Origin of the sequence: Janibacter sp. UYMM211 (genome assembly GCF_040547045.1) — a bacterium.
Lineage (GTDB): Bacteria > Actinomycetota > Actinomycetes > Actinomycetales > Dermatophilaceae > Marihabitans > Marihabitans melonis.
On sequence record NZ_JBEPOY010000003.1, the window covers coordinates 25,284 to 49,753 of the forward strand.

Genomic DNA, 24,470 nt, shown 5'->3' on the forward strand with positions numbered 1-24,470 from the left:
GCTTCGTCTCAGCACCTCCAGCCTCGCAGAGCGCACGGGCGGTGTCTTCTCGGGGTCAGATCGGCTCAGGCCGGGTGACGACTGGGTCGGCGCGTGCGTCAATGATGGTCGAACGCGACTGCGACTCAGAGCTCGCGCCGAGGAACCAGCGGTTCTCACCTGGGCGTTGAGGGGCGCGATCGGTCGGCTCGGTTGTAGGACACCAGCCCCCAGCTCGAAAGTCGCTGCAGCTTGAGTATTCGAGCAGCTCCGTCAATGGGCTGGGGTTTCGAACGCCCCTTTAGGACCTCCCGCAGCGCTTCCTCGGGCTGCTCGAAAGGGATCGTCAGTGGACAGGCTCATGCACCTACACGGTGGTGAGGTCCGACGCGGTCGGTCGAGGCTGACGTGGGACTGGGGGCCGTGTCTAGCTATTCCGCCTCTGCTTGGCCCTGCGGCAGGAGGACGACGAGCTGTGCATCGTCAAGGAGCTCCTTGCAGGCTTCTGTGCCGTCGACGGTCCCGGGGCCTATCCCCAGTCCCATCGTGACTTCCTGGCCCTCGACGGCGATCTGGGTACCTGCGGCGTCCTTGATCACCCACGTGCCGTCGACCAGCTCGGTGGTCCACGAGCCGGCGATGGTCTCGGCCAGGACGTACCGGCGACCGACGTTGCGGTAGCTGGGATCGACGGTCTTGACGTACGCGCATCCGGAGTCGGTGACCGACAGGGGTCCGCCGATTGTCGCGAGGTAGGCAGAGCCGGGGGTTGCCGATGGGAACGGCGCAACCCTGGTGGCGGTTTGGGGGCTGGTAGCGGTCCCGGATGCGGACGGTGGTGGCTGGCTTCCTCGACGTGATGTGCTGGAGCCGGTCGGGGCCGCCGGGGCGTTGGGCATGCCGAACATCTGGTCGAGCTCGTCTTGGGTGTAGGGCTTCTTGACGTGCACCTGCACTGCGTCGCCGAACTCCTTCTCCACCAGCTGGACGGCGGCGGCGCTGGTGACGTCGACGTCGACCCGGCCCGTGCTGAAGTCGATGCGTTGACCCCGGACCTGGACCACGCCGTCCGGGTCGTAGTTTGTGGTGTCGGACACCGCGTCCATCGTCGCGACCAGCTCGGTCTCGGTGCGAGCTCCGCCCTCGTGCACGACGACGTCGAAGTTCGTCTCGCGGGTGATCTCCTCAGCGGCACGCTCGGCATCTGCGGTCGCTTCAGCCCTTCCAGCCACTGGTCCAGCGACGTAGATGTTCAAGGTCTTCTCCTCGGCGATCCAGGTGCCACCGCCATAACGCCCCTGCGAGCTCAACGCCTTGGCGAACAGGTCAGCCACGTGGTCTTGTCTTGGGTGATCGGGCAACGTCGAGACGTCGATTTGCACAGCCGGGGTGGGCGCATTACTGGCGGCAGGGGCTTCGCCGGTCGGTGCCCCGGCCCCTTGAGCCCACCCGATGCCACCGATGACGAGCACCGCGCCAGCCACGGCAGCGCAGGCCGCAGCGCGCCGACGCTGCTGACGTGAGCGGGCGCGGGAGATGAAGTGCTCCAGCGGCGGCATGTCTGCTCGGGCGCGGTCGCTCTCCTCGTCGATGAGGGCCTGGATCTGGTCACGGGTCGAAGGGGTCATGAGGGATCTCCCAGACGGGTGCGAAGTGTTTGCCGCGCCCGAAACAGGCGGGACTTGACGGTGCCGACCGGGACAGCCAGGTCCTCCGCGATCTGGGCGTCGGTCAGGTCGTGGACAGCGCGGAGCACCACGACCTCGCGTTGTGCTGCGGGGAGGTTTTGGATCGCCTGCCAGATCTCGTGCCTCGTGGACTGCTGGCTAAAGGGACCGGCCCCGTCTGTCGCCTCGGACGTGGGTGTCTGGCGTCGAGAGCGACGATGCTCGTCTACTGCCAGCCGGTACCCGACGGTGCGTAGCCAGGCGACGGGGCTGTCGTGCTTGGACACCTTGTTCCAGTGCAGGACCAAGCGGGTGAACGCCTCGTTCGCGCAGTCCTCAGCGGAGGAGCGGGAACCCGCCACCACCGTCAGCTCACCCACCAGGCGGGGGTAAAAGGCCGCGTAGATCTCCTCTAGGCGGTCGCGATCGTGCAGTCTCACGCTCTATAGACGCTGCAGGGAGCCGATAGTTCCCATCAGGTCTGACATCACCCTCTGGTTCGACGACCGCCCGACCCGAGACGATCTTCAAGGAGTCGAACTTCCGCGGGTGGAATGTCGCCGGTGGGAACGATGGTCGATGAGCGTCTGGTCTCATCCCGTCGGCGAGGTGGTCCGAATCCATCGTCGTAGCGCCCTGACGGCAGCCTGGCTGTCTGAATCGCCTGCGAGGTCGCCCGTCCAAGGGTGATCCCGTTCTCCCCGTAGCCATTCGAGGACGTCGGCCGGGTCAGCGTGGCCGTCAAACCTGCGTGGAGCATCGATCTCATCCTCAGTCGGTAGGTCGTCGGGTCGGCGGCGCCAGCCGATGCCCTCGTCGGTGTCGTAGATGACCCAGTCCGGGGAAGCGTTCGCGGTGCAGCACGCGCAGATGTGAATCACATGGCGGGCGCGCCCTCGCCAAGGGCCGGCTGGGTGCAGAGCACTAGCGGACGCGAGCAGGCTCTCGACCGCAACGACCGCTGGATCTTCCTGCGGTGGCTGCTGATCCGTCGAGGAGTGCATGCAAGGACAGTGCGAGCGCTCTCAACTGTATTGAGGGGCGTGGCCCAACCTCGGTCCACTGACGATTCGTCACCGAGCAGCTCGCTGGCCGTACCTAACGGGTCTTGGGCGCGGCTTCAGGCATGACGTCGCTGAGCTCCATGCCGAACCCGTCGGGTTGGTGGGCGCCGGAGAGCGTGTCGGCCAGAGCCGGCTTGGTCAGGGCTCGGACGGCTGATCCGTCGTCGATGCCGCGGTGGGCGCATCCGGAGTAGCGCAGCACGACCTCGTGAGTGCGGCCGCTGGTGTCGCCCATCCGCAGCAGCGTGATCCGGTCGCCGTAGTCATCGCGACAGTCCTCGCGGTCGGGGATCCCACCCATCGGCGCAGCGACGATCGCGTCGACGGTGCGCCGGATCGCGCTGTCGGGGAGCTGCGTGGCTGCCCGTAGGCCCCCGCCGGTCCCGAGGTCATATGTGCAGACCGCGACATCAGCGACGGTGTCGGGATCTGGCATCGGCTGCGCGGCCGGCCGCCAGAAAGGGTCATTAATGAGGGGGACGTCGCGTCGGCACCCGTTGATGCCCGAGGCGGGCAGCGGTGTGATGGTCGCCAGGATCTGGTCGCGAAGGGGTTGGGCAGCCTGCACCTCGATGGCTGTCTCACCCACGACCCGCGTCGTGCGGTCCCCGGTGGTGTCACCGTCGGTGACCTTCGGTACCCGGTAGCGAAGCTCTCGACTCGGGCTCATGTCGACGAAGGTGCCGGCGACCGCGACCGTGTCCGGCTGGAGACCCCCGCTGCAGCCCAAGAGGGGCACCGCCCCCGGGCGTCCGACCGTGGTGCGTTCGGCGACGTCCTTGACCGCGCAGTACGGGACGCCGCTGGTGCCGTACCCCCAGGTGTCCGGGACCGCGACGGCGACGTCGTGGTAGGCCTCCCATCTCCACCCATCCGGGATCGCGGGCAGCGGACCCCGAGCGGTTCCCACCGTGTAGCGATCTGACGGCGGCGGTGTGGCATCACGTGCAGCAACAGAGAGCCACCCCACGACGAGAGCGGCGGCTGCGGCCGACCCGAGCAGCGCTGCACGCCAGGGGCGCCGCGTCTGCTGTGCCGCGATGGTCTCAAGGACGGCCTCGCTGTCACTGGCCGGTGCCTGCTCGGCGACGTGGCGCAGGCGCGCACGCAGCAGCTCTTCAAGGTCAGGGTCGATGGTCGGGTGGGTCATGGGGTCTCCACCTCCTGGGCGGTCAGCACGTCACGAAGGGCAGCCAAGCCGCGCGCGCGATGGGAGCGCACCGTCGCGCGGGGCAAGTCGAGGGCCTCGGCGATCTCGTCGTCGGGCAGGTCTTCGAGGTAGGACATGGCGATGACTGCGCGGCGCACGGGTGGCAGACCAGTCATCGCGATCAGCAGAGCGTCGCGGTCCTCGACACCACGGACGTGATCAGTCGAGTCGGGACGGTCGGGCAGCACGTCTCGGGTCTCACGGCGCCACGGACGACGGGTCTCGTCGATGAAGGCGTTCGTCACCGCTCGGCGCACATACGCCTCTGGTCGACCAGCCGAGACCTGGGACCACCGTGGGTAGGAACGTGACAGCGCCTGCTGCACGAGGTCTTGGGCGAGATGCGCGTCGCCGCACAGCACGTACGCGTATCTCACGAGCCCCGCGTGACGGGCTCGCACGAAGTCCTCGAAGCCGATCACGCCACCACCTCCTGAGCTCGCAGCCTGCCCCGTCTCTACATCAACGGAGCCGCACCGCTGCTCCGTTGCAGCCAACCGTGGTGCGCGAATCGAACCGTCCCCGCGCCAAGCGCCCGCACATCCGCTCGAAACTCCCGTCGATGGCCTTTCGAGTCGCCCACCGCCGACTTTCGAACCATCACTGAGCAGACTCTGTTCGGACTCGTGGCGACGTTCGAAAACGATCGTCAATCGCACAACCAGGCCCAACCTCGGCCGGCGTTCGTAGAGCGAAACGGGCGTGTGTGCTTGAGGTGCAAAGCGGTTCGTCCCCGGCGCTCAGTCCTTCGCAGGTATGTCGTGCGGGCGCGGACCAATCTCAGCATCTTCGCCTCGTGTCCCGGCGTGCTGCGTCACGCTGCCCACCCCACTGAGGATCAATGGCTAACCGGCCGCGTTCATTCTCGGGGTCGGTGGTGCCGCCTTGTGCCTGTGGCGTGCGTGGCCAGCAAGGTGATTGCGACTGTGCCAACGGCTACCGCGGCACCCCGGCCCATGCCGGACTCGACCTTGGCGTAGGAGGCGCCGGCGAGGTAGCCGGCGACGACGACGGCGACGCCCCAGACGAGGCCGCCCGCGGCGTTCCACACGACGAAGCGGCGGTAAGGCATCCGGGCGGTGCCGGCCAGCGCCGGCATGACGGCGCGGAAGAAGGCGACCCACCGCCCGAGGAAGACGGCCGCACCGCCGCGCCGCACGAGCAGGTCCTGCGCGTCGTCGATCCGGGCACGTCGGCGCTGCAGCACCGGCCAGCGCAGGACGCGCGGTCCGACCCGGCGGCCGACCTCGTAGCCGATGCTGTCACCGATCACCGCGGCCGCGACGACGGTGGCGACGACGGCGAGGAGCGGGGCGTGGCCCAGCCGCGCGGCGACGCCGGCGAGGATCGCGGCGGTCTCTCCCGGCAGGACGAAGCCGACGAAGAGCGCGTCCTCGGCGAGCACGACCCCGCCGGCGACGAGCAGGACGACCCAGGTGGGGGCGTTGAGGATCTGCTGGATCATGGCCATCAGCGCGCTCCCGCCGGCTGGGCCTGTCGTGCGGCAAGTGCCGACCGGCCGAAGGGGGACCGCAGCCCCGGCAGTGACCAGAACCCCATGGCGACCGGCGTTTGCCATGGCGGCAAGAAGCGGGGGCATCGTTGCGAGTACCACCGCGCACGGGGACGCGACGATCATGAACGTCATCGCTCGCAGCAACGTCGGCTGGAACTGCGCGTCGAACAGCATGAGGGGAACGGCCAGCAGCAGCAGCGTCGAAACCACCACACCCACGGAGTAGCGCTGCTCGATCTTGTCGATGAACAGCTGAGTGCGCGCCTTGGTCGCGGACGCTTCTTCGACCATGGCCACGATGCGTGCTACGACCGACTGGGCCGGGTGCTTGTCCACCCGGATGGTGACGGTGCCGGTGCCGTTCAGCGTCCCCGCGAACACCTCATCGCCTTCACCCTTGGCCACCGGAAGTGGCTCGCCGGTGATGGTGGCCTGGTCGACCTCGGACTGACCTCGCACCACGGTGCCGTCGCCGCCGATACGTTCACCAGGTCGGACCACGATGAGATCACCTGGCATGAGCGCGGCGGCTTCAACGACCTCCTCGACACCATCGCCGCCGACAAGTGCGGCCCGCTCCGGGGCCAGGGTGAGCAGAGCGCGCACAGAGTCCGTCGTGCGTTTGGTCGCGACGGCCTCAAGCGCTCCGGAGGTCGCAAAGATCACGATCAGAAGGGCGCCGTCGAAAACTTGACCGATCGCTGCTGCAGCGATCGCGGCGACGATCATCAACAGGTCGACGTCGAGTGTCTTCTCCTGCAAGGCCTGGATGCCAGCTATTAGCGGCTCCCAACCACCCGTGACGTAGCAGGCCAGGTAGATCGACCAGTACAGCCACGCTGGAACTCCAGCGAGGTGCGCAAGAGCGCCCATAACGAACAGCACGGTCGCAGCTGACGCCCACCGGGCCTCGGGCACGGAGAACACCACGTCTGCAAGCCAGGCCCTCCTAGACCGGGTCGCAGTATCGACGGGAGTGACCTCGGGAGAAGCAGTAAGAGCCACGGGTTGATCCTTTGGAGCGGACGAGACGAGCCATGGAAGCATACATGTATACGTGTGCATGCATTTCTGGTAGGGTGGCGGTCATGGGTCATGGAGTCGACGGACGCGCCTCGAAGACGCGCCTGAACCTGGCGACGGCAAAGTCCGTCGCCTCCACGCTTCAGGCCCTAGCCACACCCAGCAGACTGCTCATCCTGGCGACGTTGCAGGACGGGCCGAAGTCCGTTGGCCAGCTCGTCTCAGCTGTGCAGATGGAGCAGCCCGCCGTATCGCATCAGCTGCGGCTGCTGCGCACGATGGGCCTGGTAGAGAGCGAACGTCACGGTCGCAACGTCGTGTACTCGCTCTTCGACGACCACGTCTCCGAGCTGATCGACCAAGCGATCTACCACGCAGAGCACCTGCGCCTAGACCCAAAGGACGACCCCAGCGCCACCTGACCGCCCTGATCTGGGTGGACCGAGGTGCCGGGCGCCTCGCCGGCGGATCTGGGGTCGCGAGGAACCTGATCCAACCTCAATCCAATCAAGCCCCCGACCATCACATCAGGGGCGAACAATCTCGCAGCAGCCGATGTCGGGATCGCGATGGGATCCAGGGTTGTCTTTGTGCGCCTCTTGGTGGGGTTCTAGATTTCGAGTGATTCAGTGGTCGGCGCGGTGTCGGGGTCTCTGGGGAGGGGGCGGGATACCGCGAAGGGCAGTCCGAGGGGGAGGGTGATGGTGAAGGTGGCGCCGTGGCCTGGTCCCGGGCTTTCGGCGCGGATCGTGCCGTGGTGGGCGTCGATGATTGCCTTACTGATGGTCAGGCCGATACCGGAGCCCGACTGCCCGCGGGTACGAGCTGTGTCGGCGCGGTAGAACCTCTCGAAGAGGTGGGGCAGGTGCTGGGAGCTGATGCCGTCCCCGTTGTCCCTGACAGCGATGTCGACTTCGTCACCGCGGCGTTCGGCCGACACGGTGACTGTTCCTCCGGTGGGGGTGTGTCGGAGCGCGTTGGTCAGCAGATTGGTCATGACCTGCCCGACGCGCTGCTGGTCGGCCATGACGTTGAGGCCGGCGGCGCTGTCGGGTTGGACGATGAGGTTGACGGCGGCGTCGCGGTAGCGCTCTCGTATGCCTTCCGCGGCGTTCCACAGCACGTCGGTCACGGGGATGTGATCCAGTGCCAGGCTCAGGCGTCCCTCTTCGGCGGTGGAGACCTCGTCGATGTCCTCGGCGAGGCGGGCGAGGCGGTCGGTTTGCTCGGCCAGGGCGATCTGGGAGTGCGCTCCGAGGTGGGTGATCCCGTCGTGGAGGCCGTCGTGGTAGGCCGCCAGGGTGGTGATGGGTGTTCTGAGCTCGTGGGCGAGGTCGGCGAGCATGCGTCGGCGGGTGTCTTCGATGCCCTCGAGCTGTGCGGCCATGTGGTTGAAGGCGGCTGCCAGGGTCTGCAGCTCGGTGCCGGAGTCGATGTCTGGCACGCGGGTGGAGTAGTGGCCGCGCGAGAGCTCGCGGGCTGCGTGGGTGAGGTCTGCCAGCGGTCGCCGCAGGCGTCGGGTGAAGAACCAGGTGACGGCGGCCGCGGCGGTCACGGAGATGAGCAGGCCGAGTCCTAGCGCGAGGAATGACGCGTCGCGGTAGGCCATCTCGATGTGGAAGACCTCGGGGGAGTTCTCGCTGTGCCCGGCCTCGAGGAGGTGGCGGTGGAAGATGGGCGGGCCGAGCAGGGTCGCGACGAGGGTGACTGTCACGGCCCCGGCGAGGAGCACGATGCTCTGGCCGAGCAGGAGGCGGGTGGCCAGCCCGTGCGGGCGGGCGGGTCGGCCGTGTGGACGGTTCATCCCTTGCCCATTCGGTAGCCGACGCCGCGCACGGTGGTGATGTAGCGGGCGGTGTCGGGGTCGTCGTCGAGCTTCTTGCGCAGGTGGGCGATGTGGACGTCGACGAGGTGCTCGTCGCCGACCCACCCGGTGCCCCACACCTCGTCGATGAGCTGGCGACGGCTGAAGGCCATCGCCGGGCGGGTGGCGAGGGTGATCAGCAGGTCGCGTTCGGTGGGGGTCAGGGCCACGGGCTGGCCGTGGAGGTGGACCTGGTGGCCCAGCGGGTCGACGAGCAGCGCCCCGAAGGCACGGGTACCCCCTTCGGTGCCGTGGGGCTGGTCGTCGCCCCGTGGTCGGCGCAGCAGGGTCTGCACGCGGGCGACGAGCTCGCGTACTCCGAAGGGTTTGGTGAGGTAGTCATCTGCGCCGACGGACAGCCCGATGAGGGTGTCGACCTCTTCTTTGCGGGCGGTGGTGATGATGATGTAGCAGTCGGAGAAGGTGCGGATTTGTCGGCACACCTCGATGCCGTCCATCCCCGGCAGCCCCAGGTCGAGGACGACGACGTCGGGTGGGTCGGCTCGCACGGCCGCGACGGCGTCGTCGCCGCGATAGGCAATCTCGGCGGTGAACCCGCCCTGAGACAGGTAAGCCGCGACCATCCCCGCCAGGGTGCGTTCGTCCTCGACGACGAGGACCCGGCGCGCTGTGTCGGTGCTGGGTTGCTCGTTCACGCCGTCAGTGTGATCCAGCCCGGCCACGTGAGCAGAGCCTTGAGCGCTGTCGGTGGTAGATCTTCGTCAAACCTCAACCCAGCTCAGCGGAAGCCTGGCACCCTCATGCGCGGCAACGTCGAGGGCCTATAGGTGCAACGCGGGCTGCCCCGGTCTTGAGGAGATCTCAACACGACCGCAAGACGGCGAACACCTCGGTGATGCATCGTCGAGGGACCGCAACACGCGCGGGAGACCTCGCGCCTATCGAAGGAGCAGACGATGCACCTGACCACCCGCCGTGCCGCCGTCGTAAGCGTGAGCGCCCTGGCCGCGATCGCTCTCTCAGCATGCTCCAGCGACTCCGACGGGTCCATGCCGGGCATGAACCACGGCTCGGAGTCGATGTCCTCGAGCACCGGTGGGTCCGCGTCCTCGGGGCAGGAGGGCGATGTGATGTTCGCGCAGATGATGATTCCTCACCACCAGCAGGCGGTCGAGATGGCTGACCTCGCCCTGGACGACAGCTCGGGCGCGTCGGCGAAGGTGCAGGCCTTGGCCAAGGACATCAAGGCCGCTCAAGGCCCGGAGATCAAGACCATGCAGGGCTGGCTGGAGCAGTGGGGGGCCGAGCCGGCCAGCGAGGACATGGGGCACGGCGGGATGGACCACGGCGACGGGATGATGAGCGAGTCCGAGATGACCGACCTCGAGTCCGCCACGGGCGAGAAGTTCGACCAGATGTGGCTGACGATGATGATCAAGCACCATCAGGGCGCGGTGACGATGGCCAAGGACGTGCAGTCCACGACTTCCAATAGCGAGGTCAAGACCATGGCCGCAGACATCATCAAGGCCCAGAACAGCGAGATCACCACGATGAAGGACCTGCTCTGAGCGGCCAGCCCTGATCCGCCGCTCTCCGTTCCCCACCACCCTCGCGTGCAACATCGGAGACCTTCATGAGCACTGAGAACGACCGACCTGACCTCGCTGACTCGACCCCGCTCGCCACGGACCCGGTATGCGGCATGCAGGTCCGGCGGGGCACGGCCCTGCACACGGAGCACGACGGGCAGGAGTACTTCTTCTGCTCCGCGAGCTGCCAGGAGCGCTTCCTGGCCGACCCGCAGGGCTTCGAGGTGGGAGCGGTGGACCGCTCTTCGGCAGCGCCGGACCCGGCAGCGTCAGCCTCTGCCAGCGAGTGGACCTGCCCGATGCACCCCGAGGTCCGCCAGGCCGGTCCTGGGGCGTGCCCGATCTGCGGGATGGCCCTGGAACCGGTGACCATCTCAGCTAGCAGCGGCCCGAGCCCGGAGCTGGCAGACATGACCCGTCGCTTCTGGGTCGCGGTCGTGCTCAGCCTGCCCATCACCGTCCTGGAGATGGGCCGGCACCTGGTGCCCTGGATCCACGAGGCCGTCCCGGCGCGGGTCTCGGTGTGGCTGCAGCTGGTGCTGGCCACACCGGTCGTGCTGTGGGCGGGGTGGCCCTTCTTCGTGCGCGGATGGGACTCGCTACGAAGCCGTAAACTCAACATGTTCACCCTCATCGCGATGGGCACCGGAGTGGCCTGGCTGTTCAGCCTCGTGGCCACGACCGTGCCGGGGATCTTCCCCGACTCCTTCCGCAACGACGACGGCACCGTCGACGTCTACTTCGAGGCAGCCGCCGTCATCACCACCCTGGTCCTGCTCGGCCAGGTCCTCGAGCTGCGAGCACGCGAGCAGACCTCCGGTGCGATCAAGGCCCTGCTGAACCTCAGCCCCAAGACCGCCCGACGCATCACCGACGGCGTCGACGAGGAGATCCCGCTAGAGCAGGTGCAGGTCGCAGACCTGCTGCGGGTCCGCCCCGGGGAGGCGGTGCCGGTCGACGGCACCGTCATCGACGGCCGCTCCTCAGTTGATGAGTCGCTCGTGACCGGCGAGTCGATGCCCGTGACCAAGAGCGGCGGCGACACGCTCATCGGCGGAACCATCAACGGCAGCGGCGGGCTGGTCATGCGCGCCGAACGGGTCGGCACCGAGACGATGCTGGCCAGGATTGTGACCATGGTCGCCGACGCCCAACGCTCCCGCGCCCCGATCCAGCGCACCGCGGACAAGGTCTCGGCCGTCTTCGTCCCCGTCGTCATCGCGATCGCCGTCATCGCCTTCGCCGCGTGGGCCCTCGCCGGGCCCGACCCCAAGCTGGCACATGCTCTCATCGTCTCCGTGGCGGTCCTGATCATCGCCTGCCCCTGCGCGCTGGGCCTGGCCACACCCATGTCGATCATGGTCGGAGTCGGGCGCGGAGCCGGGCTGGGGGTGCTGATCAAGAACGCCGAAGCGCTCGAACGCATGGAGAAGGTCGACACCCTCGTGGTCGACAAGACCGGCACCCTGACCGAGGGCCGCCCCACCGTCACCCACATCGAGCCAATCAGCGGCGGTGACCCCGACGACCTGCTGCGCACCGCCGCCACCGTTGAACGGGCATCGGAGCACCCCCTAGCCCAGGCCATCGTCGAAGCCGCAACCGCTAAGCACCTGACCCTGCACGAGGTAGCTGACTTCGACTCCCCGGTCGGGCGAGGTGTCACGGGCGTCGTCGAGCAACGACACGTCACGCTCGGCAACGCCGACTTCCTGGCCTCCCACCACATCGACACCGCCGCGTGGCGCGAACGCGCAGACCAGCTGCGCGCTGACGGGGCGACCGTGATCTACATGGGCATCGACACCCAGCTCGCCGCCCTGTTCGCCATCGCCGACCCGGTCAAAGAGAGCACTCCGGCCGCGCTGGAAGCGTTACGAGCCGAAGGCATCGACGTCGTCATGCTCACCGGCGACAACCAGGTCACCGCGAACGCCGTCGCGCGATCCCTGGGCATCAAGCGCGTCGAGGCCGAGGTCCTTCCCGACCACAAGAGCGACGTCGTGAAGAACCTGCGCGAAGCAGGCCGAGTGGTCGCCATGGCCGGAGACGGCATCAACGATGCGCCCGCCCTGGCCGCCGCGGACGTCGGCATCGCTATGGGATCGGGCACCGACGTGGCCATGGAGAGCGCGGGGATCACGCTGCTTCGCGGCGACCTCACCGGGATCACCAAGGCGCGTCACCTCTCCGAGATGACGATGAGCAACATCCGCCAGAACCTCGTGTTCGCCTTCATCTACAACGCCGCAGGCATCCCCATCGCCGCCGGCGTGCTTTACCCCGTGCTCGGGCTGCTCCTCTCTCCCGTCCTTGCCGCCGGAGCCATGGCCCTGTCCAGCGTCAGCGTCATCGCCAACGCACTACGCCTGCGCGCCCGCACCATCGACTAGCGCGTACGCGGAACGAACCGAACCACCGCCCCTGAGCAGATCAGGGACCCGAGCTGCCCTGTCAGACGTGGCTAACCCGACCAGACTTCATCGGAGCGAAGTGATGACGCAGCAAGACCAAGACGGAGAGTCATCGATGTACACCGTCCAAGCACCCACCCGTGCTCGCGTGGCCGCAACCGCTGCCATCGGTGCCCTGCTCCTCGCAGGCTGCACGTCCGCGCCGTCGCCGGGCGCGCACTCCTCGACCGGTGCGTCACCGGGGGTCGCCGACGTGCTGTCCGAGCACGACCTGACCGGTCTGAGCACCACGGACGTCATCGAGCGTCTCGACACCATGCCCGTCGCTGAACGTCCGACCGGCCTCATCGCATCGGTGCACCCACGAAGGGTCAGCATCACCGGCGACCGAGGGCAAGAGGCTGAGCTGGCCATGCCCGAAGACGAGGTGTACATCTCGATCGCGCCCTACCGCCGCACGACACACCAGTGCCACTTCCACAGCTTGACCACCTGCGTTGGGGAGCTGCGCAACGCGAACGTGCACATCACCCTGACCGGGGACAGCGGTGAAACCCTCATCGACGAAGCACGTCCGACCTATGACAACGGGTTCATCGGCATATGGGTGCCCCGCGGGATCAAGGCAACGTTGACCATCAAGCACAACGAAAAGGTGGGCACCCAGAGGATCTCCACCACTGAGGACGACGACCCCACTTGCATCACCAACCTCAAGGTCGCCTAAGCGCACCCCTGCGCACGAGTCGACCTTCGTGAGCAGTGAATCGGTCGACGGGGCACCGACGGTGTCTAGAGCAGCGGCGTGCGCCCGGGTCTACTTCCGCCCCTGGCCCAGCCCGGCCTTGGGATCTGCAGGGCCGCCTGCAACACAAGCCCGGTGAGGCGTTAGGGGGACTGCTGAAGATCTGGTTGTCACTTCCGGTGTGGTGTGTCAGGCCGCGTGAGCGGCACGGTTGATGGTCTCAAACTCGATCGGGGTGAGCTTGCCGAGGGCTCGTTGCCGTCGGCGGTGGTAGGTGCGCTCGATCCAGGTGACGATCGCTAAGCGGAGCTGGTCACGCGTGTCCCAGCGTCGGCTGTTGAGCACGTTCTTCTGGAGGAGGGCGAAGAACGACTCCATGGCGGCGTTGTCTGCCGAGGAGGCGACCCGGCCCATCGACCCTCGCAGGCCGTGCCGGTGCAGCGCGGCGACGTAGGGCCGTGAGCGGAACTGACCGGGTTCAACCGGTCGATGCAACACCAGCTTGTTGGAGCAAGAGTAGATGCTCGTTAAAGACTTCCGCTGGGTCTTCCAGCCCAGTGATTTTCGGGGTCTGGTATTCAGGGCGTGAGCGACGGCTTCGATCTCCTGGGCGGACCAGCGGGACAGGTCGGTGCCTTTGGGGAAGTACTGCCGCAGCAGCCCGTTGGTGTTCTCGTTCGTGCCACGTTGCCACGGCGACTGGGGGTCGGCGAAGAAGACCGGGATGCCGGTCTCGACCCGGAACTGGGCGTGGGCGGACATCTCCTTGCCACGATCCCAGGTCAGCGATCTGGCCAGCTCGGTGGGCAGGCCGGCCATCGTACGGGCCAGGGCGTTCTTCATCGTGAGGGCGCCGTACCCCGCCAAGGCCGGCCCGTTCTTGACGCTCTGCTTGTGCCGGTATCCCTCCTCACGGGGCAGATGGACCAGCATCGTGTACTTGGTGCTCCGGTCTACGACGGTGCCGATCGCCGAGCGCTCCAGGCCGATGAGGAGGTCACCTTCCCAGTGGCCAGGCACGGCCCGGTCGGCGGCCTCGGCGGGACGTTCGCTGATCAGCGTCTCGGGGGTGACGTGTGCCCACGTCTTGCGTCGTGACCGCTCCCGTGGCGCGCGCAGCGCCCGACCGGTGCGCAGGCACCACACGAGCTCGCGCTTGAGCGCGCCACGACCCTGGATGTACAGCGACTGATAGATCGCCTCGTGGCTGATGCGCATGGACTCATCATCGGGGAAGTCGAGCTTGATCCGGTTGGCGATCTGCTCCGGGCTGCACGCCAGCGACCACGGCCTGTCCTTGCGGTGCGGCTTGTTCCGCCCCGTGAACCGCGGCGGCTGTGGTCCGGGGATGACCGTGCCGTCGGGCCTCCTGATCTGCCCGGCCAGGCGCTCCTGCACGTACTCGTGCAGCCGCGGGTTGGCCACGAGCTTGGTGATCTTGGGTCGTTTGGCGGCCATGTCAGCCTTCCACTGCGCCACCGACGCCCGGTACTCAAGCTTCCCGCTGCGGGTCGCGGCGTTGCGGCGCAGCTCCCGCGACACCGTCCCGGGATCACGACCGATACGGCGGGCGATCTGACGCACTCCCTCGCCCTGCGCGCGAAGCAGCGCGATCTCCTCACGCTCGACGAAGGAGAGGTGCCTGCCCGTGGGCGTCAACGTCAGATCGAACGGTGGCATCCCGCCAGCGTTGCGGAACCACCGAGCGCCCACCACTGGCGCCACGCCGGCCACACCGGCGGCCTCTTCGGGCAGCAACCCCGCAGCGATCTGCTCCCAGAACGCCACCTCGACATGCCGCTGGAACCTCGGATGACCAGGCGACCTCAACTTCGGACGAACCGCCCGATCTGCTGCCTGCTGACGACGAACCACTGAACACCTCCACGACGAGGTGTTGCGACGACCAGTTGAATCCGCCCTGCGAGCCTCGGTCGGTGTGCAGCACGCAGCCAGCGACGTCACCGCCGCGCCGCGCCACGGCGTTATTCAGAGCCGTGACCGCCAGGCGCGACTTCATCCTCGAGTCGATGGAGTACCCGACGATCCGGTTGGAGTAGACGTCTTTGACCGCGCACAGGTACAGCTTCCCTTCCGCTGTGCGGTGCTCGGTGATGTCGGCCAGCCACAGCTCGTTGGGAGCCTCGGCAGTGAACTCGTGCCGGGTGAGCCCGTGCTCGTCGACGACGGCGCACAGGTCGTCGTGCACCGGTGGGCCCGGCCTCTTGGCGCGCTTAGCGCGCCCGGGCTTGCCGAACGCCGACCACCAGCCGTTGCTGGAGCAGATCCGCCACGCGGTCCGCTCACACATCTGCTGACCGGCGTCAGCAGCCTCGTCCAGCAGGTACCGGTACCCGAACTCCGGGTCGTCGCGGTGGGCGTCGAACAGGGCGTTCGCACGGTACGCCTCGACCCGCTCGGCGCCTGCCACCGGCTGGGTGAGCCATCGGTAGTACGGGGCACGAGCGATCTTGAGCACCCGACACGTCACCGTGACGGGTATCCCGTCGTTGGCCAGCTCGCGGACGAGCGGGTACATCATTTTCCCGGCAGGTTCGCCTGGGAGAGATACGCCGCGGCGCGGCGCAGGACCTCGTTCTCCTGCTCCAGCAACCTAATTCGCCGCTTGGCCTCGCGTAGGTCGGCGTTGTCCTCGCTGGTGGTCCCGGGCCTGACACCGTCCTCGACATCGGCCTTGGCCAGCCAGTTCGTCAGGCAAGACTCGCTGATGCCGAAGTCGGCGGCGATCTGCCTCAGATGCTGGCCGGGCTCACGATTTCGCGCGACACGGACCACGTCGTCGCGAAACTCCTTCGGATAGGGCTTGGGCACAGCGCACATCCTTCCAGCGGCACCTCTCAGCGCCACAGATCAGATGTCACCTATCCGTGCAGCAGTCCCGTCAGCGTAGTAGGCGGCTTCGAACTCGGCGGGTGGGATGTCGCCGCAGTGGCCATGTAGGCGTGAGTTGTTGTACCAGTCGACCCATTCCAAGGTCGCCAGTTCGACGTCGTCAAGGCCGCGCCACGGTCCACGTCGCCAGATGAGTTCCTTCTCCGGCTTACGGAGTTTTGGTTGACTCTTGGTTGATCTGATTCCACTCGCACCTCCCCAAGAAACTGCGACGACCGGGGCAGAGGCACCTCGTGCAGCCCCTGGCGGAGAGACGGCTGTGGGCAGCCGCCCGGAATCGCGAGGATCTGCCGCGTCACTCCGGATGGACTGTCGCGTAGTCGTCGCCCAGTCAGCAAGTTGCGGTGTCGGAGACCTCCAGTGCTACACCGGGAACTCCAGTTCGTCGTCGGGCGGGGCCATGTTCTGGAATTCAGTGCGTACGTCACGCAGTCGCCGGCCGTCCGCGACCGCCCAGAAATACCATCCGTTGGTCGACTTCTTGCGCAGCCAGTGTCCGGCGGGCGAGGGCGCCGTGAATCGTTTGCCATCGAGCTCGATCGCGCCGTCAGCCATCAGCGTTGCCTCCTTGCCCTTGAAGTCGCGATGGGTGGCGATGAGCTTGTCTCCAGCGGCCAGGAGGCCGGCATCGATGAGGTGCTTCAGCTCGACCCAGTCGCCGGCCTTGGTCTGAGGGTCCACGACCTTGCCGTGGTGGCCCTCCGGCACGGGCCACACGCGAATGAAGATCTCGATCAGTTCGCTCGTCCGCTCGTCAATCAGTTCCTCGTCCCAGACCTGGTGCTCGGTACGGCCAACCACTCGGCCGGTGAGGGTGATCGTGTTGTGGTGAAGCAGCGCCGCGCGCTTGTTCTGCCATGGTCCGTTGGAGACCTTGGAGTTGAGCGAACTGGTCAGGAGGGTGAGGTTGCCGAACCTGTGGACCCGTTCTTGGCGTGCCTCGGCGTCGTCCGCGGACTCGACCGGCCAGGTGTCCTTCCAGGCGCGTGGCAGGAGGTGTTCGATCGGGTATCCCTTGCGCTCGATCTGCGGTTGCCCCGTCTCGGCTCGGTAGTGATTCTCGGCCGCCTCCAGGAACATCCGTAGGCGTGCACGCGGGTAGCGCCGATAGGCGAGCTCAGTCACGAGCGTCTGCCGCAGTTCCTCGTCCCCCGGCCAGTACGTGCTCGTGACATTGAGGCGCGCCAAGTGTCCGAGCACGCGCTCCAGCAGTCCTTCGCTCGGTCCGGAGGAGTTCGCCGCGATCAGGTCAGCCACGATGCGGCCGAGATCACTGCCCGAGAGACGCAGGAGCTGGCGCCTCACCACCCACGATTCTGCCGCGTTGATGATGTGGTCTCTCACTGCTGAGGTGATGTCGCGGCCCGGCTCATGCAACCAGATCAACAACGGCTTGAGGACCTCGATCCCGCTGGCCTGCATTCGATACACGGCCATCTCGGTGGCGTCGAGGCTTCCACCCGGTCGGGCTGCTGCGTCAGTCCAGGCCTCGTACTGCTGAGCCTGCTGCTTGAGCTCTGGCAGCAGGTCCGCCATCTTGCGGCCCGCCTCGAGCTCGACGTATGACTTGAACCGATTGAAGGTGGATTGAGGGCTGATCTCCTCTCCGGTGCGCGCCACGAGCCACTGGTTCAGAAACAGCGAACTGCGACTGACGAGGTTGCGACCGACGCTCACATCGCGCATCCAGAACTTCGTCTCGAAAGGCCAGTCCTCGCGATACGCCTTCGCTGTGTCCCCGCCTTCGGCCTCCAGCCTCTGGAACACGAAGTTGCGCACGAGGTCGGCAGCGGTCAGTGGCGTGCCGCGCGCGTTGAGAGTCTCGAAGATCTCCTGGGAGTTCTCTGATACCTCCAGCTCGATCGACACGAGTTGGAGGCCATCAAGGAGGACGCCGGTCAACTCCTTGGCCTTCACAGCATGCGTGTCCAACTCCGGGTCACCGAGCCACTGGTGGGCCACCGTCGAGAAGTAGCTGTGCGCCGCTGCGATCTGCGAGTCAGCGTGTGTGAGGTCGGCGTGATCGACGGGGGGCTCAGCCGACATCACCTCATCGAAGGCGGCCTGGTCCTTGTTGAGATGACGCACTTTGAGCCGGCTCTCGCCGTCGTCGATGTAGATCTCATCGTTGTGCGTGAGGCGCTCGAGTTGGGCAGCGAGGCGCTCGTGACCAGTTTGACCGAGCAGAGCACTCGTGGCATCGGCTAGCAGTTGAAGCGTGGTCAGCCGCTGTTGGCCATCAATCACGTTCCAGGTCGTGAGGCGCTTGCTCTGTGCCTCGTGAGACTGGATGACCACGGCGCCCAAGAAGTGGGTCGGACTCTGGTGAGGCTCAGCGATCCGCAGTTCGGCGATGCGGCGGATGTCCTTCCACAACGGCTCCCACTGCTCGACCTCCTTCCACACGTACGGTCGCTGGAAGAGTGGGATTACGAAGTGCTGCGGCAGGTTGAACAACTGCAGCGGAGTCCGCTTAAAGGTTTCCACACACTCATCTTGCCCCGGGGTCGCCGTGGAGGCATGGGATCTCGCCGTCTTCTGCGTCCAGGTGCAGTTCGGTCACACCCGTGATCGGGCCCACCCGGCCAAGCCGTACGTCACAGCCAGCGCCGTGCCACCGGCCCTCTTCGATCGCATTTCAATGATCACGTGCTGCGGCCGCTACTCGAACATCGAGCGGACTGACCGCGATGCGACATAATCTGTCACGTCGACGCCCTCGAGATGGCCATCGCCCGACGAGGCCACGCAGCCGTGGCCGGGTGCGTGGTCCACGCCGACAGAGGCAGCCAGTTCCGTTCCCGCCCATACGTTTTCGCCCTGCACCAGCACGGTTTGGTCGGGTCGATGGGCAGGGTCGCATCCTCGGCGGACAACGCCGCCATGGAATCCTTCTTCGCCCTGGTCCAGAAGAACGTCCTCAACAGCCGCCGATGGACCAGCCGGACCGAGCTGCGCCTGGCGCTGGTGACCTGGATCGAAGCGACCTACCACCGCCGGCGCCGACAACGCGCCCTCGGCAAGACCACCCCGATCGAGTTTGAGACCATCTACTGGCCCGCACGCGCGGCCTGAAACACCACACCCGAAGTGTCAATCAGACCTACAGCGTTCCCACCTGCGCCGGTTCGCAGGTTAGCGGTGAGTCACCGGGGGCGTTCGTTGGACGGTCTGCGCTGTTTGTCGCTACGTCCGCGCAGCTGAGGCCGTGTCGGGCGGCGCGCTCAGGCGTTCAGAACTGAGCACCAGGCGGGCGGCTCAGACCGTCTGAGGCTTCTGTGACACCTCACCGCACCGGGGGAGGTAGGTCACCGGTTTCTGGTGCTGGAGACAGGGTGCGGTCCTGATGGAACCGTCCGTTCCTGGGTGTTCCTGCGGGGGAGAAGGGGAGGATCGTCTCCAGCGAGGAGGCCGCGCTCATCGCGACCGTCGCCGTGGCCGCGACCTCGTCGGCCTGGGTGAGCAGGTCGTCGCGAACGATGTGGGGGAGTGCCGCGGGCGCGTTGTTGAGGTGGTCGGACGCGCTCACCCATCCCTCGTGGGGTGCGTCAAAGCTCTCGCCCCGCTCGGCGTGCAGCTGTTGGGCTCGAGCGTTGAGGCGGCGGGCTGGGGCAGTCACGTCGGGTTGTGTGGTGGCGTGGCCGATGACGTGCGCGATGTCGACCGAGCTGGAGATGGACTGCTGGACCGCCTGGACCGTTGCGCTCAGGTCGACCCGATCGGCGATCTCGATGGCGCTGGCCGGCCTTGTCCGGTCGTAGGCGACCTCGCGGTAGGCCGCGCTGGTCTCCTTCGCGGCCGCCACCAAGGATGGGTCTGCTTTCAGGAGGGCTTGCGGCGGCAGCAGCTGATTCCACGAGCGGGACAGGCTGCTCCAGACTGCGTGAGCGTTGTCCAGAGCTGGCCCGAGACGCGATGCGTACAGGTCCGGGTCGATCCGTCCGGCCTGGGACGCGGCGCGGAGCAGGACCTGCCCGCTCTGGGCGATCATCATCTGGGTCTGGCTGGTCAGGAGGATGTTCTCGGCGCTGGGGGAGCGGCTCAGGCTCCGGTGGGCCTGCACGTCCCAGGCCGCCAGGGCCTGCCGTAGACGGTCAGCTGGCGGGGGCGGCAGGTGCTCCCCGTCGAGGGCGTGCGGGTAGGTCCGAGAGACGTATGACCCCGCCAGCTGCTCGAAGGCCGCGACCCGGTCGCGTGACCTGCTCACCGCGCGGACCAGATCTTCGCGGGGGAGCTCTGGGTGGGTGAACTGGTTGTGGACTCTCGCCGCGGCCCGCTGGGACTGCATGTTCCTCAGCTCGCGGTTGAGGGTCACGTGCACCCCGTGCGCGCCGATGTAGAGGGTGTGCACGAGCCGAGCGCGAGCAGCGCCGAGGTCGGCGCGAACCTCCGGGCTCATCACGTTCGAGTCGCGCAAGGTGAGCAGGTCGCTGGCCCGGGTCAGGTTCTCGGCGATCCGCAGGAGCCTCTCGTCCGGTTCACCGGCACCTGGCCACTGCTGTCCACGCCCGGATCGCATGAGGTGCCCGTTCATCGCTTTGAGCTGAGCCATCAGCGAGTCCTCCGGGGCGGGAGAAGCGAACTCGGGGCTGGGGCCGGGGCTGGGGAGCGAGTCCCACAGGTCCCCGGCACTCTCGACAACCTCGCCCCAGGTGCGCAGCATCGTGGCCCCGTCCACCTCGTAGGCGTCCATCAGGACATCGCGGGCAGCAAGCTCCGAGTCCAGAAGGAGCTCGCCGACGGAGCGACGGTCGTTGCCGCTCACGGGCAGTGCTCCCGCACCAGGTCGCAGACCTCGACCACGACGTGCGCCGTCCCCGGGGGGAACTGCTCCAGCGGATGGGTCCGCATCAGCGCCTCGGCGGCACGCACCAGCTCGAAGGGGTCGGACTGAGCGACCGGCGGACCGTCGATCTCAACGCCCTCAGGGAGCAGACCGGCCACCCTGCCGGCCGTGATCCGTGCACCCAGACCCAGGCACTCCAGGAGCAGGTCTGGCTCGACCGAGGAGATCTCCACGGCCCGATCTGCGGCCCTGCCAAGGAGGCGCACGACCGCCGCGAGAATCTCCAGCTCGTTCCCGCCGTCCTGCGTCGTACCCGTCATCTCGCTCTCCTTCTTGCTTGCTCACGGAACTGCGTGCCTTCCATGAGACCCATTCCTGGCCGAGCTGTGGCCCCCCGTGACGGGCCTGTGGATAACCACTTCGGGCTGTCCGACCCTGGGATCACACTTGGGTTCACAGACGAAAGCCGCTGGGAGAGCTCCCAGCGGTCACCGATAACCAATATCGAGTGATCTGCACTAGTGCTTTCGTTGGAGGTGCGTGATGAACCGCTCGACAAGCAAGGCTCTAGCGACCACACCCGGAGTCGTCATCTCGATCCTGCTCGTGATGACGATCGGACCGGTCCTGCCGGCCCTGGCCGCCTGGGTGGTCCTCATCGCAGGGCCGGTGACCACCGTCCTGCTGCTGTGCGGGGTAGGGGAGTCCCTGGCCGCCAGGTTCTTCCTGCATGCGCGCCGACCGACCGCGGCCGAGGAAGCGACCCTGGCCCCTGCGGTGGCCCTGCTGTGCCAGCGCAAGCTCGGCCCACCACTGATCGAGCTGCGGGTCCGCGACGGGGTCTACCCGATCGGCGCTAACGGCGGTGGGCGGCGCACGGTCGTGGTCTCCGACGGTCTGATCGCAGCGATGCGTGAAGGGGTCCTGCCCGCGGAGCAGGCCGCGGCCGTCATCGCGCACAGCAGCGGCCTGGTCCGCTCCGGTGCCGTCCGCTCAGACTTTGCGTTGAACTTCTGGGCCCTGCCCTGGCAGATCGTCCAAGGCTTCGGTCTCGGGGTGGGCCGGGCCTTCTCCCGTCTTCCCTTGGTTAGCCTCGCGTGGCGCGGCCGGTTCATCGTCGGCGCGGTAGCCCTGGCCCAAGGAGTTGCTGAGGGAACCCCTGCGACCATCGTCAGCGGCGCCATCGGCGCGGGAGTGATCGTCCTCAGCTACGCCATGCCCCGATGGGATGCTCGCTGGCAGTCCGCTCTCGTGGCCATCGGCGACACGCAGGTCACCGAAGCAGGCCTCGCCGGGCACCTCGACGAGTTCCTGCAGCGGTGCCCGCAGACACCCGCGACCGCTGATCGCCGCCCTCGCCTGACCAGCAGCAGCCAGCCGGAAGCAAGGCCCCACCTGGCCCTCGTCACGGGAGCGTCATGATCTGCCCCGAGTGCCGCCAGGGCGATCACGCCCACTGCTACGACACCAAGCACCCCGCGCAGGACTACCGCGGCTGCGCCTGCCAGCACCACCCGGCCCCGGACAACGCTCCGGAGACGACTCAGGCCGGACGACCCAGGGGTTAGGCGAACCGGTCAGCGCCCTTCGCCGTGCTGGAGGGATCTGGCTCGCTCAAGGTCGTGACGGTGCTGCTCAACCAGGCGGGCCTCGTCCTGTCTGCGTTGCTCTTCGAGCATGCGCTCTCGCGCTTCGCGTGCCTCTCTCGCGGCGGCTTCGTGACGCTCGCTCTGGTCTCTCATGGTGTTCCTTCCTGTCGGCCCGTCAGGTGGGGCAGTGACCCCACAGGCCTGAAGGGTTTGATTGAGCCTGGTCTTGTGCTGCTGCGTACTCCGCGCTGCGGTGCGAGCGGGCGGGGGAGTGCCGGGCCGAGCCCTCCTCGAGGAGCTGACGGCCCACGTCCTGGCCGTTGTGCTCGACGTGCCGCAGGAGACGTCCGTAGCGGTCTCGGTCAGGCTGGGCCGGGTCAGGGTGCAGGGTGACGGTCGCGCCGACCGGAGTGAGGCTGGCCAGAGCGGTGCGGGCCTGGGGTGCCCAGCATTGGTCTGGCTGGCCGTCGCGTCCCAGCTCGGGTGCGTCGATCCTGGTCAGGCGCACGCGGCCCAGGTCACGCCCGTCGGGGTCGTGGACGCGGATGGTGTCGCCATCAATCACCGCGACGACGATGACATGGTGTCCCGACGTGCCGCGGTCCTCGCCGTGATCGCCGGCCCCGAAGCCGACCGCTGCGCCGATGCCGGCCAGGATGAGCAGGACCGCTCGACCGAGGTGGTTCATAACTGCGCCTTCGTGGCGGTCCCCATGAGGTCAGGACACAGGACGATCGCCTGGGACATGTCGGTCGCCAGAGTGGTCGAGGCCTGGAGTGACGTGCGCAGGAACCGGACCGCCATCTGAAGGCAGGCGCTCAGACCACGCCCTTGCGAGTCTCCCGGCTCCGGTCTCGGGGCAAGACAGTGCAGCGCCGCCTTGAGCGACGACGCAGTGGACGCTGCTGCGCTGATCGTGGCGAGCAGGCGGGGGGAGGTCCGCACGGACTCGGCCAGGTCGAGAGACCCTCGCACGGACCGCTGGACCCCCTGGACCTGGTGGTCGAGCACGGTCATGCCCCGTAGATGGCGGTGGCTTCGTCAGGGTCGAAAGCGATCCCCGCGACCACCCGTTCCCACAGGGCGACCGCCCGGTCGAGGACGGAGCGGATGCCCGCGCCCAGAAGCTCGCGTCGCTGTTCGGCCAGGGCAACGCTTCGTGCCAGAAGGCTGTCTACGTGCGTGGCACTGACGGCGATCATCGAGAGGGACCCTCGAAGGAGACCGCTACCGCAACGTGCGAGGAAGCCTGCTGCTGGGACTGAGAGTGGCCCAGGCGCGCGCGCGCGTCAGCGGTGATGCACTCTGCTTCGGTTGCGACCTGGGCGATTCTCGCCTCAGCCCGGTCCACCGTTCTGCCGAGGTGCCGCTCGTCAGCCTCGGCCCGACCGAGGTCATTGCTGACCACGCTCAGCGACCCGAACGTCACCGCGGGGATCGGGTCCACGCCCGTCGCATACCCGCCAGGAACCCGACCGGCCCCGACACCGTGCGCAGCCGAGTAGAGGTGCTCCGAGGCGGCGGTGGTCATCGGCAGGGCAAGGTCCACGACCTCCCCGACAGCGGCTGTCCGGGCCTCCAGCACAGCCAGGTCGGCGGCTACTGGCCCTTCGAGCCCTCCTCGGTCTACCCGTTCCAGAGCTCGCCGGGCCTCCTCGATCGACTCGCTGGCCGTCTTCAGGTGCGATGCGATCTCCACGCCGACAAGGGCCGCCGAGTCACAGAACCCGCCGACGCGACCCAGGTCCTCGGGAGCGACGGACTGCATCCATGACTCAGGGCTCAGGCCACGCGCGTACAGCTCGGCCTCCGAGAGTGCAGTGGACGCCATCGACACTCCCTGGTGGAGGTCGTCCAGACGGAGACGGGCCAGGGTCACATCCCTGTGCGCGTCACGCAACGCCCCATCGGCCTTCATCAGCTCCCGCTCACTCATCGCCGACCTCCGGCTCCGCACGGGCGGCCAGAGAGCGCATCGACTGCACCAACTCGTCGATGAGTCTCATCGCCTCGAGCAGATGCCCACGCACATTCGAGACGGGGTTCGGGGTCGACTCGGTGTCATCGGCCATCGCACAGTCCTCACGGCGTCGTGGCTGACCCCTGGATGGTCCGCGCTACCTACCAAAGCCGTCGATCCCCTTCCG

Annotated in this window: 21 protein-coding genes and 4 pseudogenes; 6 read left to right on the plus strand and 19 right to left on the minus strand. The window is 67.4% G+C overall.

What is annotated here, in order from left to right; translation table 11 throughout:
* Positions 1-410 precede the first annotated feature (410 nt).
* The 5 genes from ABIB53_RS09305 to ABIB53_RS09325 all read right to left on the minus strand — a co-directional run bounded on the left by ABIB53_RS09305 (position 411) and on the right by ABIB53_RS09325 (position 6,366).
* Complete coding sequence (locus ABIB53_RS09305; RefSeq protein WP_354587970.1) at positions 411-1,607, minus strand: hypothetical protein; 1,197 nt, start codon at positions 1,605-1,607, stop codon at positions 411-413.
* On the minus strand, positions 1,604-2,086 hold the full coding sequence (locus ABIB53_RS09310; RefSeq protein ID WP_354587971.1) for an RNA polymerase sigma factor: 483 nt from the start codon (positions 2,084-2,086) through the stop codon (positions 1,604-1,606). Before ABIB53_RS09310 ends, ABIB53_RS09305 begins: the two co-directional genes overlap by 4 nt.
* Before the next feature lie 658 nt (positions 2,087-2,744).
* Positions 2,745-3,860: a hypothetical protein gene (locus tag ABIB53_RS09315; protein WP_354587972.1), complete on the minus strand. Its 1,116-nt coding sequence runs from the start codon at positions 3,858-3,860 to the stop codon at positions 2,745-2,747.
* Complete coding sequence (locus ABIB53_RS09320) at positions 3,857-4,342, minus strand: SigE family RNA polymerase sigma factor (RefSeq protein WP_354587973.1); 486 nt, start codon at positions 4,340-4,342, stop codon at positions 3,857-3,859. The genes ABIB53_RS09315 and ABIB53_RS09320 overlap by 4 nt, the downstream gene beginning before the upstream one ends.
* Positions 4,343-4,779: 437 nt before the next feature.
* Positions 4,780-6,366 (minus strand): HAD-IC family P-type ATPase, encoded by a 1,587-nt coding sequence (locus ABIB53_RS09325; RefSeq protein WP_354587974.1) that lies wholly within the window; start codon positions 6,364-6,366, stop codon positions 4,780-4,782.
* A gap of 158 nt (positions 6,367-6,524) precedes the next feature.
* On the opposite strand from ABIB53_RS09325, the gene ABIB53_RS09330 reads away from it, so the two are divergent.
* Entirely contained in the window at positions 6,525-6,881 is a 357-nt protein-coding gene (locus tag ABIB53_RS09330) for an ArsR/SmtB family transcription factor (RefSeq protein WP_354587975.1), read from the plus strand.
* 188 nt (positions 6,882-7,069) lie between these two features.
* On the opposite strand, the gene ABIB53_RS09335 is transcribed toward ABIB53_RS09330, so the two are convergent.
* Together ABIB53_RS09335 and ABIB53_RS09340 are read right to left on the minus strand one after the other, a co-directional pair.
* A complete protein-coding gene (locus tag ABIB53_RS09335) occupies positions 7,070-8,263 on the minus strand; it encodes a sensor histidine kinase (protein ID WP_354587976.1) in 1,194 nt (397 codons plus the stop codon).
* Complete coding sequence (locus tag ABIB53_RS09340; RefSeq protein ID WP_268884189.1) at positions 8,260-8,979, minus strand: response regulator; 720 nt, start codon at positions 8,977-8,979, stop codon at positions 8,260-8,262. The genes ABIB53_RS09335 and ABIB53_RS09340 overlap by 4 nt, the downstream gene beginning before the upstream one ends.
* Before the next feature lie 261 nt (positions 8,980-9,240).
* Here ABIB53_RS09340 and ABIB53_RS09345 point away from each other — a divergent pair, with 261 nt between their 5' ends.
* The 3 genes from ABIB53_RS09345 to ABIB53_RS09355 all read left to right on the plus strand — a co-directional run bounded on the left by ABIB53_RS09345 (position 9,241) and on the right by ABIB53_RS09355 (position 13,017).
* Complete coding sequence (locus tag ABIB53_RS09345; protein ID WP_354587977.1) at positions 9,241-9,855, plus strand: DUF305 domain-containing protein; 615 nt, start codon at positions 9,241-9,243, stop codon at positions 9,853-9,855.
* A gap of 65 nt (positions 9,856-9,920) precedes the next feature.
* A complete protein-coding gene (locus ABIB53_RS09350; RefSeq protein WP_354587978.1) occupies positions 9,921-12,269 on the plus strand; it encodes a heavy metal translocating P-type ATPase in 2,349 nt (782 codons plus the stop codon).
* Between the two features lie 136 nt (positions 12,270-12,405).
* On the plus strand, positions 12,406-13,017 hold the full coding sequence (locus tag ABIB53_RS09355; protein ID WP_354587979.1) for a CueP family metal-binding protein: 612 nt from the start codon (positions 12,406-12,408) through the stop codon (positions 13,015-13,017).
* 207 nt (positions 13,018-13,224) lie between these two features.
* Here ABIB53_RS09355 and ABIB53_RS09360 read toward each other — a convergent pair whose 3' ends face one another.
* From ABIB53_RS09360 to ABIB53_RS09385, 6 genes and pseudogenes are all read right to left on the minus strand, one after another.
* Positions 13,225-13,533: an integrase core domain-containing protein gene (locus tag ABIB53_RS09360; RefSeq protein ID WP_502914633.1), complete on the minus strand. Its 309-nt coding sequence runs from the start codon at positions 13,531-13,533 to the stop codon at positions 13,225-13,227.
* A pseudogene (locus ABIB53_RS09365) lies at positions 13,514-14,910 on the minus strand (IS30 family transposase). The gene ABIB53_RS09360 and the pseudogene ABIB53_RS09365 overlap by 20 nt, the downstream one beginning before the upstream one ends.
* 58 nt (positions 14,911-14,968) lie before the next feature.
* Positions 14,969-15,577 (minus strand): annotated as a pseudogene (locus ABIB53_RS09370) (DDE-type integrase/transposase/recombinase); the annotation flags it as partial.
* Entirely contained in the window at positions 15,574-15,867 is a 294-nt protein-coding gene (locus ABIB53_RS09375; RefSeq protein WP_354587981.1) for a transposase, read from the minus strand. The gene ABIB53_RS09375 and the pseudogene ABIB53_RS09370, both read right to left, overlap by 4 nt.
* A gap of 39 nt (positions 15,868-15,906) precedes the next feature.
* Positions 15,907-16,086 (minus strand): annotated as a pseudogene (locus ABIB53_RS09380) (integrase core domain-containing protein); the annotation flags it as partial.
* A 225-nt stretch (positions 16,087-16,311) separates the two neighbouring features.
* Positions 16,312-18,435: a GmrSD restriction endonuclease domain-containing protein gene (locus ABIB53_RS09385; protein ID WP_354587982.1), complete on the minus strand. Its 2,124-nt coding sequence runs from the start codon at positions 18,433-18,435 to the stop codon at positions 16,312-16,314.
* 222 nt (positions 18,436-18,657) lie between these two features.
* On the opposite strand from ABIB53_RS09385, the pseudogene ABIB53_RS09390 reads away from it, so the two are divergent.
* Positions 18,658-19,023 (plus strand): annotated as a pseudogene (locus ABIB53_RS09390) (transposase); the annotation flags it as partial.
* A 211-nt stretch (positions 19,024-19,234) separates the two neighbouring features.
* Here ABIB53_RS09390 and ABIB53_RS09395 read toward each other — a convergent pair.
* The gene (locus tag ABIB53_RS09395) at positions 19,235-20,713 is read right to left on the minus strand and encodes a hypothetical protein (protein WP_354587983.1); all 1,479 of its coding nucleotides are present in this window, start codon (positions 20,711-20,713) and stop codon (positions 19,235-19,237) included.
* A complete protein-coding gene (locus tag ABIB53_RS09400) occupies positions 20,710-21,054 on the minus strand; it encodes a hypothetical protein (protein WP_354587984.1) in 345 nt (114 codons plus the stop codon). The genes ABIB53_RS09395 and ABIB53_RS09400 overlap by 4 nt, the downstream gene beginning before the upstream one ends.
* Positions 21,055-21,277: 223 nt before the next feature.
* Here ABIB53_RS09400 and ABIB53_RS09405 point away from each other — a divergent pair, with 223 nt between their 5' ends.
* A complete protein-coding gene (locus tag ABIB53_RS09405) occupies positions 21,278-22,156 on the plus strand; it encodes a hypothetical protein (protein ID WP_354587985.1) in 879 nt (292 codons plus the stop codon).
* A 342-nt stretch (positions 22,157-22,498) separates the two neighbouring features.
* Here the strand turns inward: ABIB53_RS09405 and ABIB53_RS09410 are convergent, their stop codons facing one another.
* From ABIB53_RS09410 to ABIB53_RS09425, 4 genes are all read right to left on the minus strand, one after another.
* Positions 22,499-23,011, minus strand: coding sequence for a thermonuclease family protein (locus ABIB53_RS09410; RefSeq protein ID WP_354587986.1), 513 nt, complete (start codon positions 23,009-23,011; stop codon positions 22,499-22,501).
* A gap of 325 nt (positions 23,012-23,336) precedes the next feature.
* The gene (locus ABIB53_RS09415) at positions 23,337-23,525 is read right to left on the minus strand and encodes a hypothetical protein (protein WP_354587987.1); all 189 of its coding nucleotides are present in this window, start codon (positions 23,523-23,525) and stop codon (positions 23,337-23,339) included.
* Positions 23,522-24,259 (minus strand): hypothetical protein, encoded by a 738-nt coding sequence (locus ABIB53_RS09420; RefSeq protein ID WP_354587988.1) that lies wholly within the window; start codon positions 24,257-24,259, stop codon positions 23,522-23,524. Before ABIB53_RS09420 ends, ABIB53_RS09415 begins: the two co-directional genes overlap by 4 nt.
* Positions 24,252-24,395: a hypothetical protein gene (locus ABIB53_RS09425; RefSeq protein ID WP_354587989.1), complete on the minus strand. Its 144-nt coding sequence runs from the start codon at positions 24,393-24,395 to the stop codon at positions 24,252-24,254. The genes ABIB53_RS09420 and ABIB53_RS09425 overlap by 8 nt, the downstream gene beginning before the upstream one ends.
* Positions 24,396-24,470 lie beyond the last annotated feature (75 nt).

Bases quoted from the DNA above. Each gene is read 5' to 3' on its own strand.
- ABIB53_RS09305 (WP_354587970.1), bottom strand. From the start codon at position 1,607: ATGACCCCTTCGACCCGTGACCAGATCCAGGCCCTCATCGACGAGGAG.
- ABIB53_RS09315 (WP_354587972.1), bottom strand. From the start codon at position 3,860: ATGACCCACCCGACCATCGACCCTGACCTTGAAGAGCTGCTGCGTGCG.
- ABIB53_RS09330 (WP_354587975.1), top strand. From the start codon at position 6,525: ATGGGTCATGGAGTCGACGGACGCGCCTCGAAGACGCGCCTGAACCTG.
- ABIB53_RS09335 (WP_354587976.1), bottom strand. From the start codon at position 8,263: ATGAACCGTCCACACGGCCGACCCGCCCGCCCGCACGGGCTGGCCACC.
- ABIB53_RS09345 (WP_354587977.1), top strand. From the start codon at position 9,241: ATGCACCTGACCACCCGCCGTGCCGCCGTCGTAAGCGTGAGCGCCCTG.
- ABIB53_RS09350 (WP_354587978.1), top strand. From the start codon at position 9,921: ATGAGCACTGAGAACGACCGACCTGACCTCGCTGACTCGACCCCGCTC.
- ABIB53_RS09355 (WP_354587979.1), top strand. From the start codon at position 12,406: ATGTACACCGTCCAAGCACCCACCCGTGCTCGCGTGGCCGCAACCGCT.
- ABIB53_RS09400 (WP_354587984.1), bottom strand. From the start codon at position 21,054: ATGACGGGTACGACGCAGGACGGCGGGAACGAGCTGGAGATTCTCGCG.
- ABIB53_RS09405 (WP_354587985.1), top strand. From the start codon at position 21,278: ATGAACCGCTCGACAAGCAAGGCTCTAGCGACCACACCCGGAGTCGTC.
- ABIB53_RS09410 (WP_354587986.1), bottom strand. From the start codon at position 23,011: ATGAACCACCTCGGTCGAGCGGTCCTGCTCATCCTGGCCGGCATCGGC.
- ABIB53_RS09415 (WP_354587987.1), bottom strand. From the start codon at position 23,525: ATGATCGCCGTCAGTGCCACGCACGTAGACAGCCTTCTGGCACGAAGC.
- ABIB53_RS09420 (WP_354587988.1), bottom strand. From the start codon at position 24,259: ATGAGTGAGCGGGAGCTGATGAAGGCCGATGGGGCGTTGCGTGACGCG.
- ABIB53_RS09425 (WP_354587989.1), bottom strand. From the start codon at position 24,395: ATGGCCGATGACACCGAGTCGACCCCGAACCCCGTCTCGAATGTGCGT.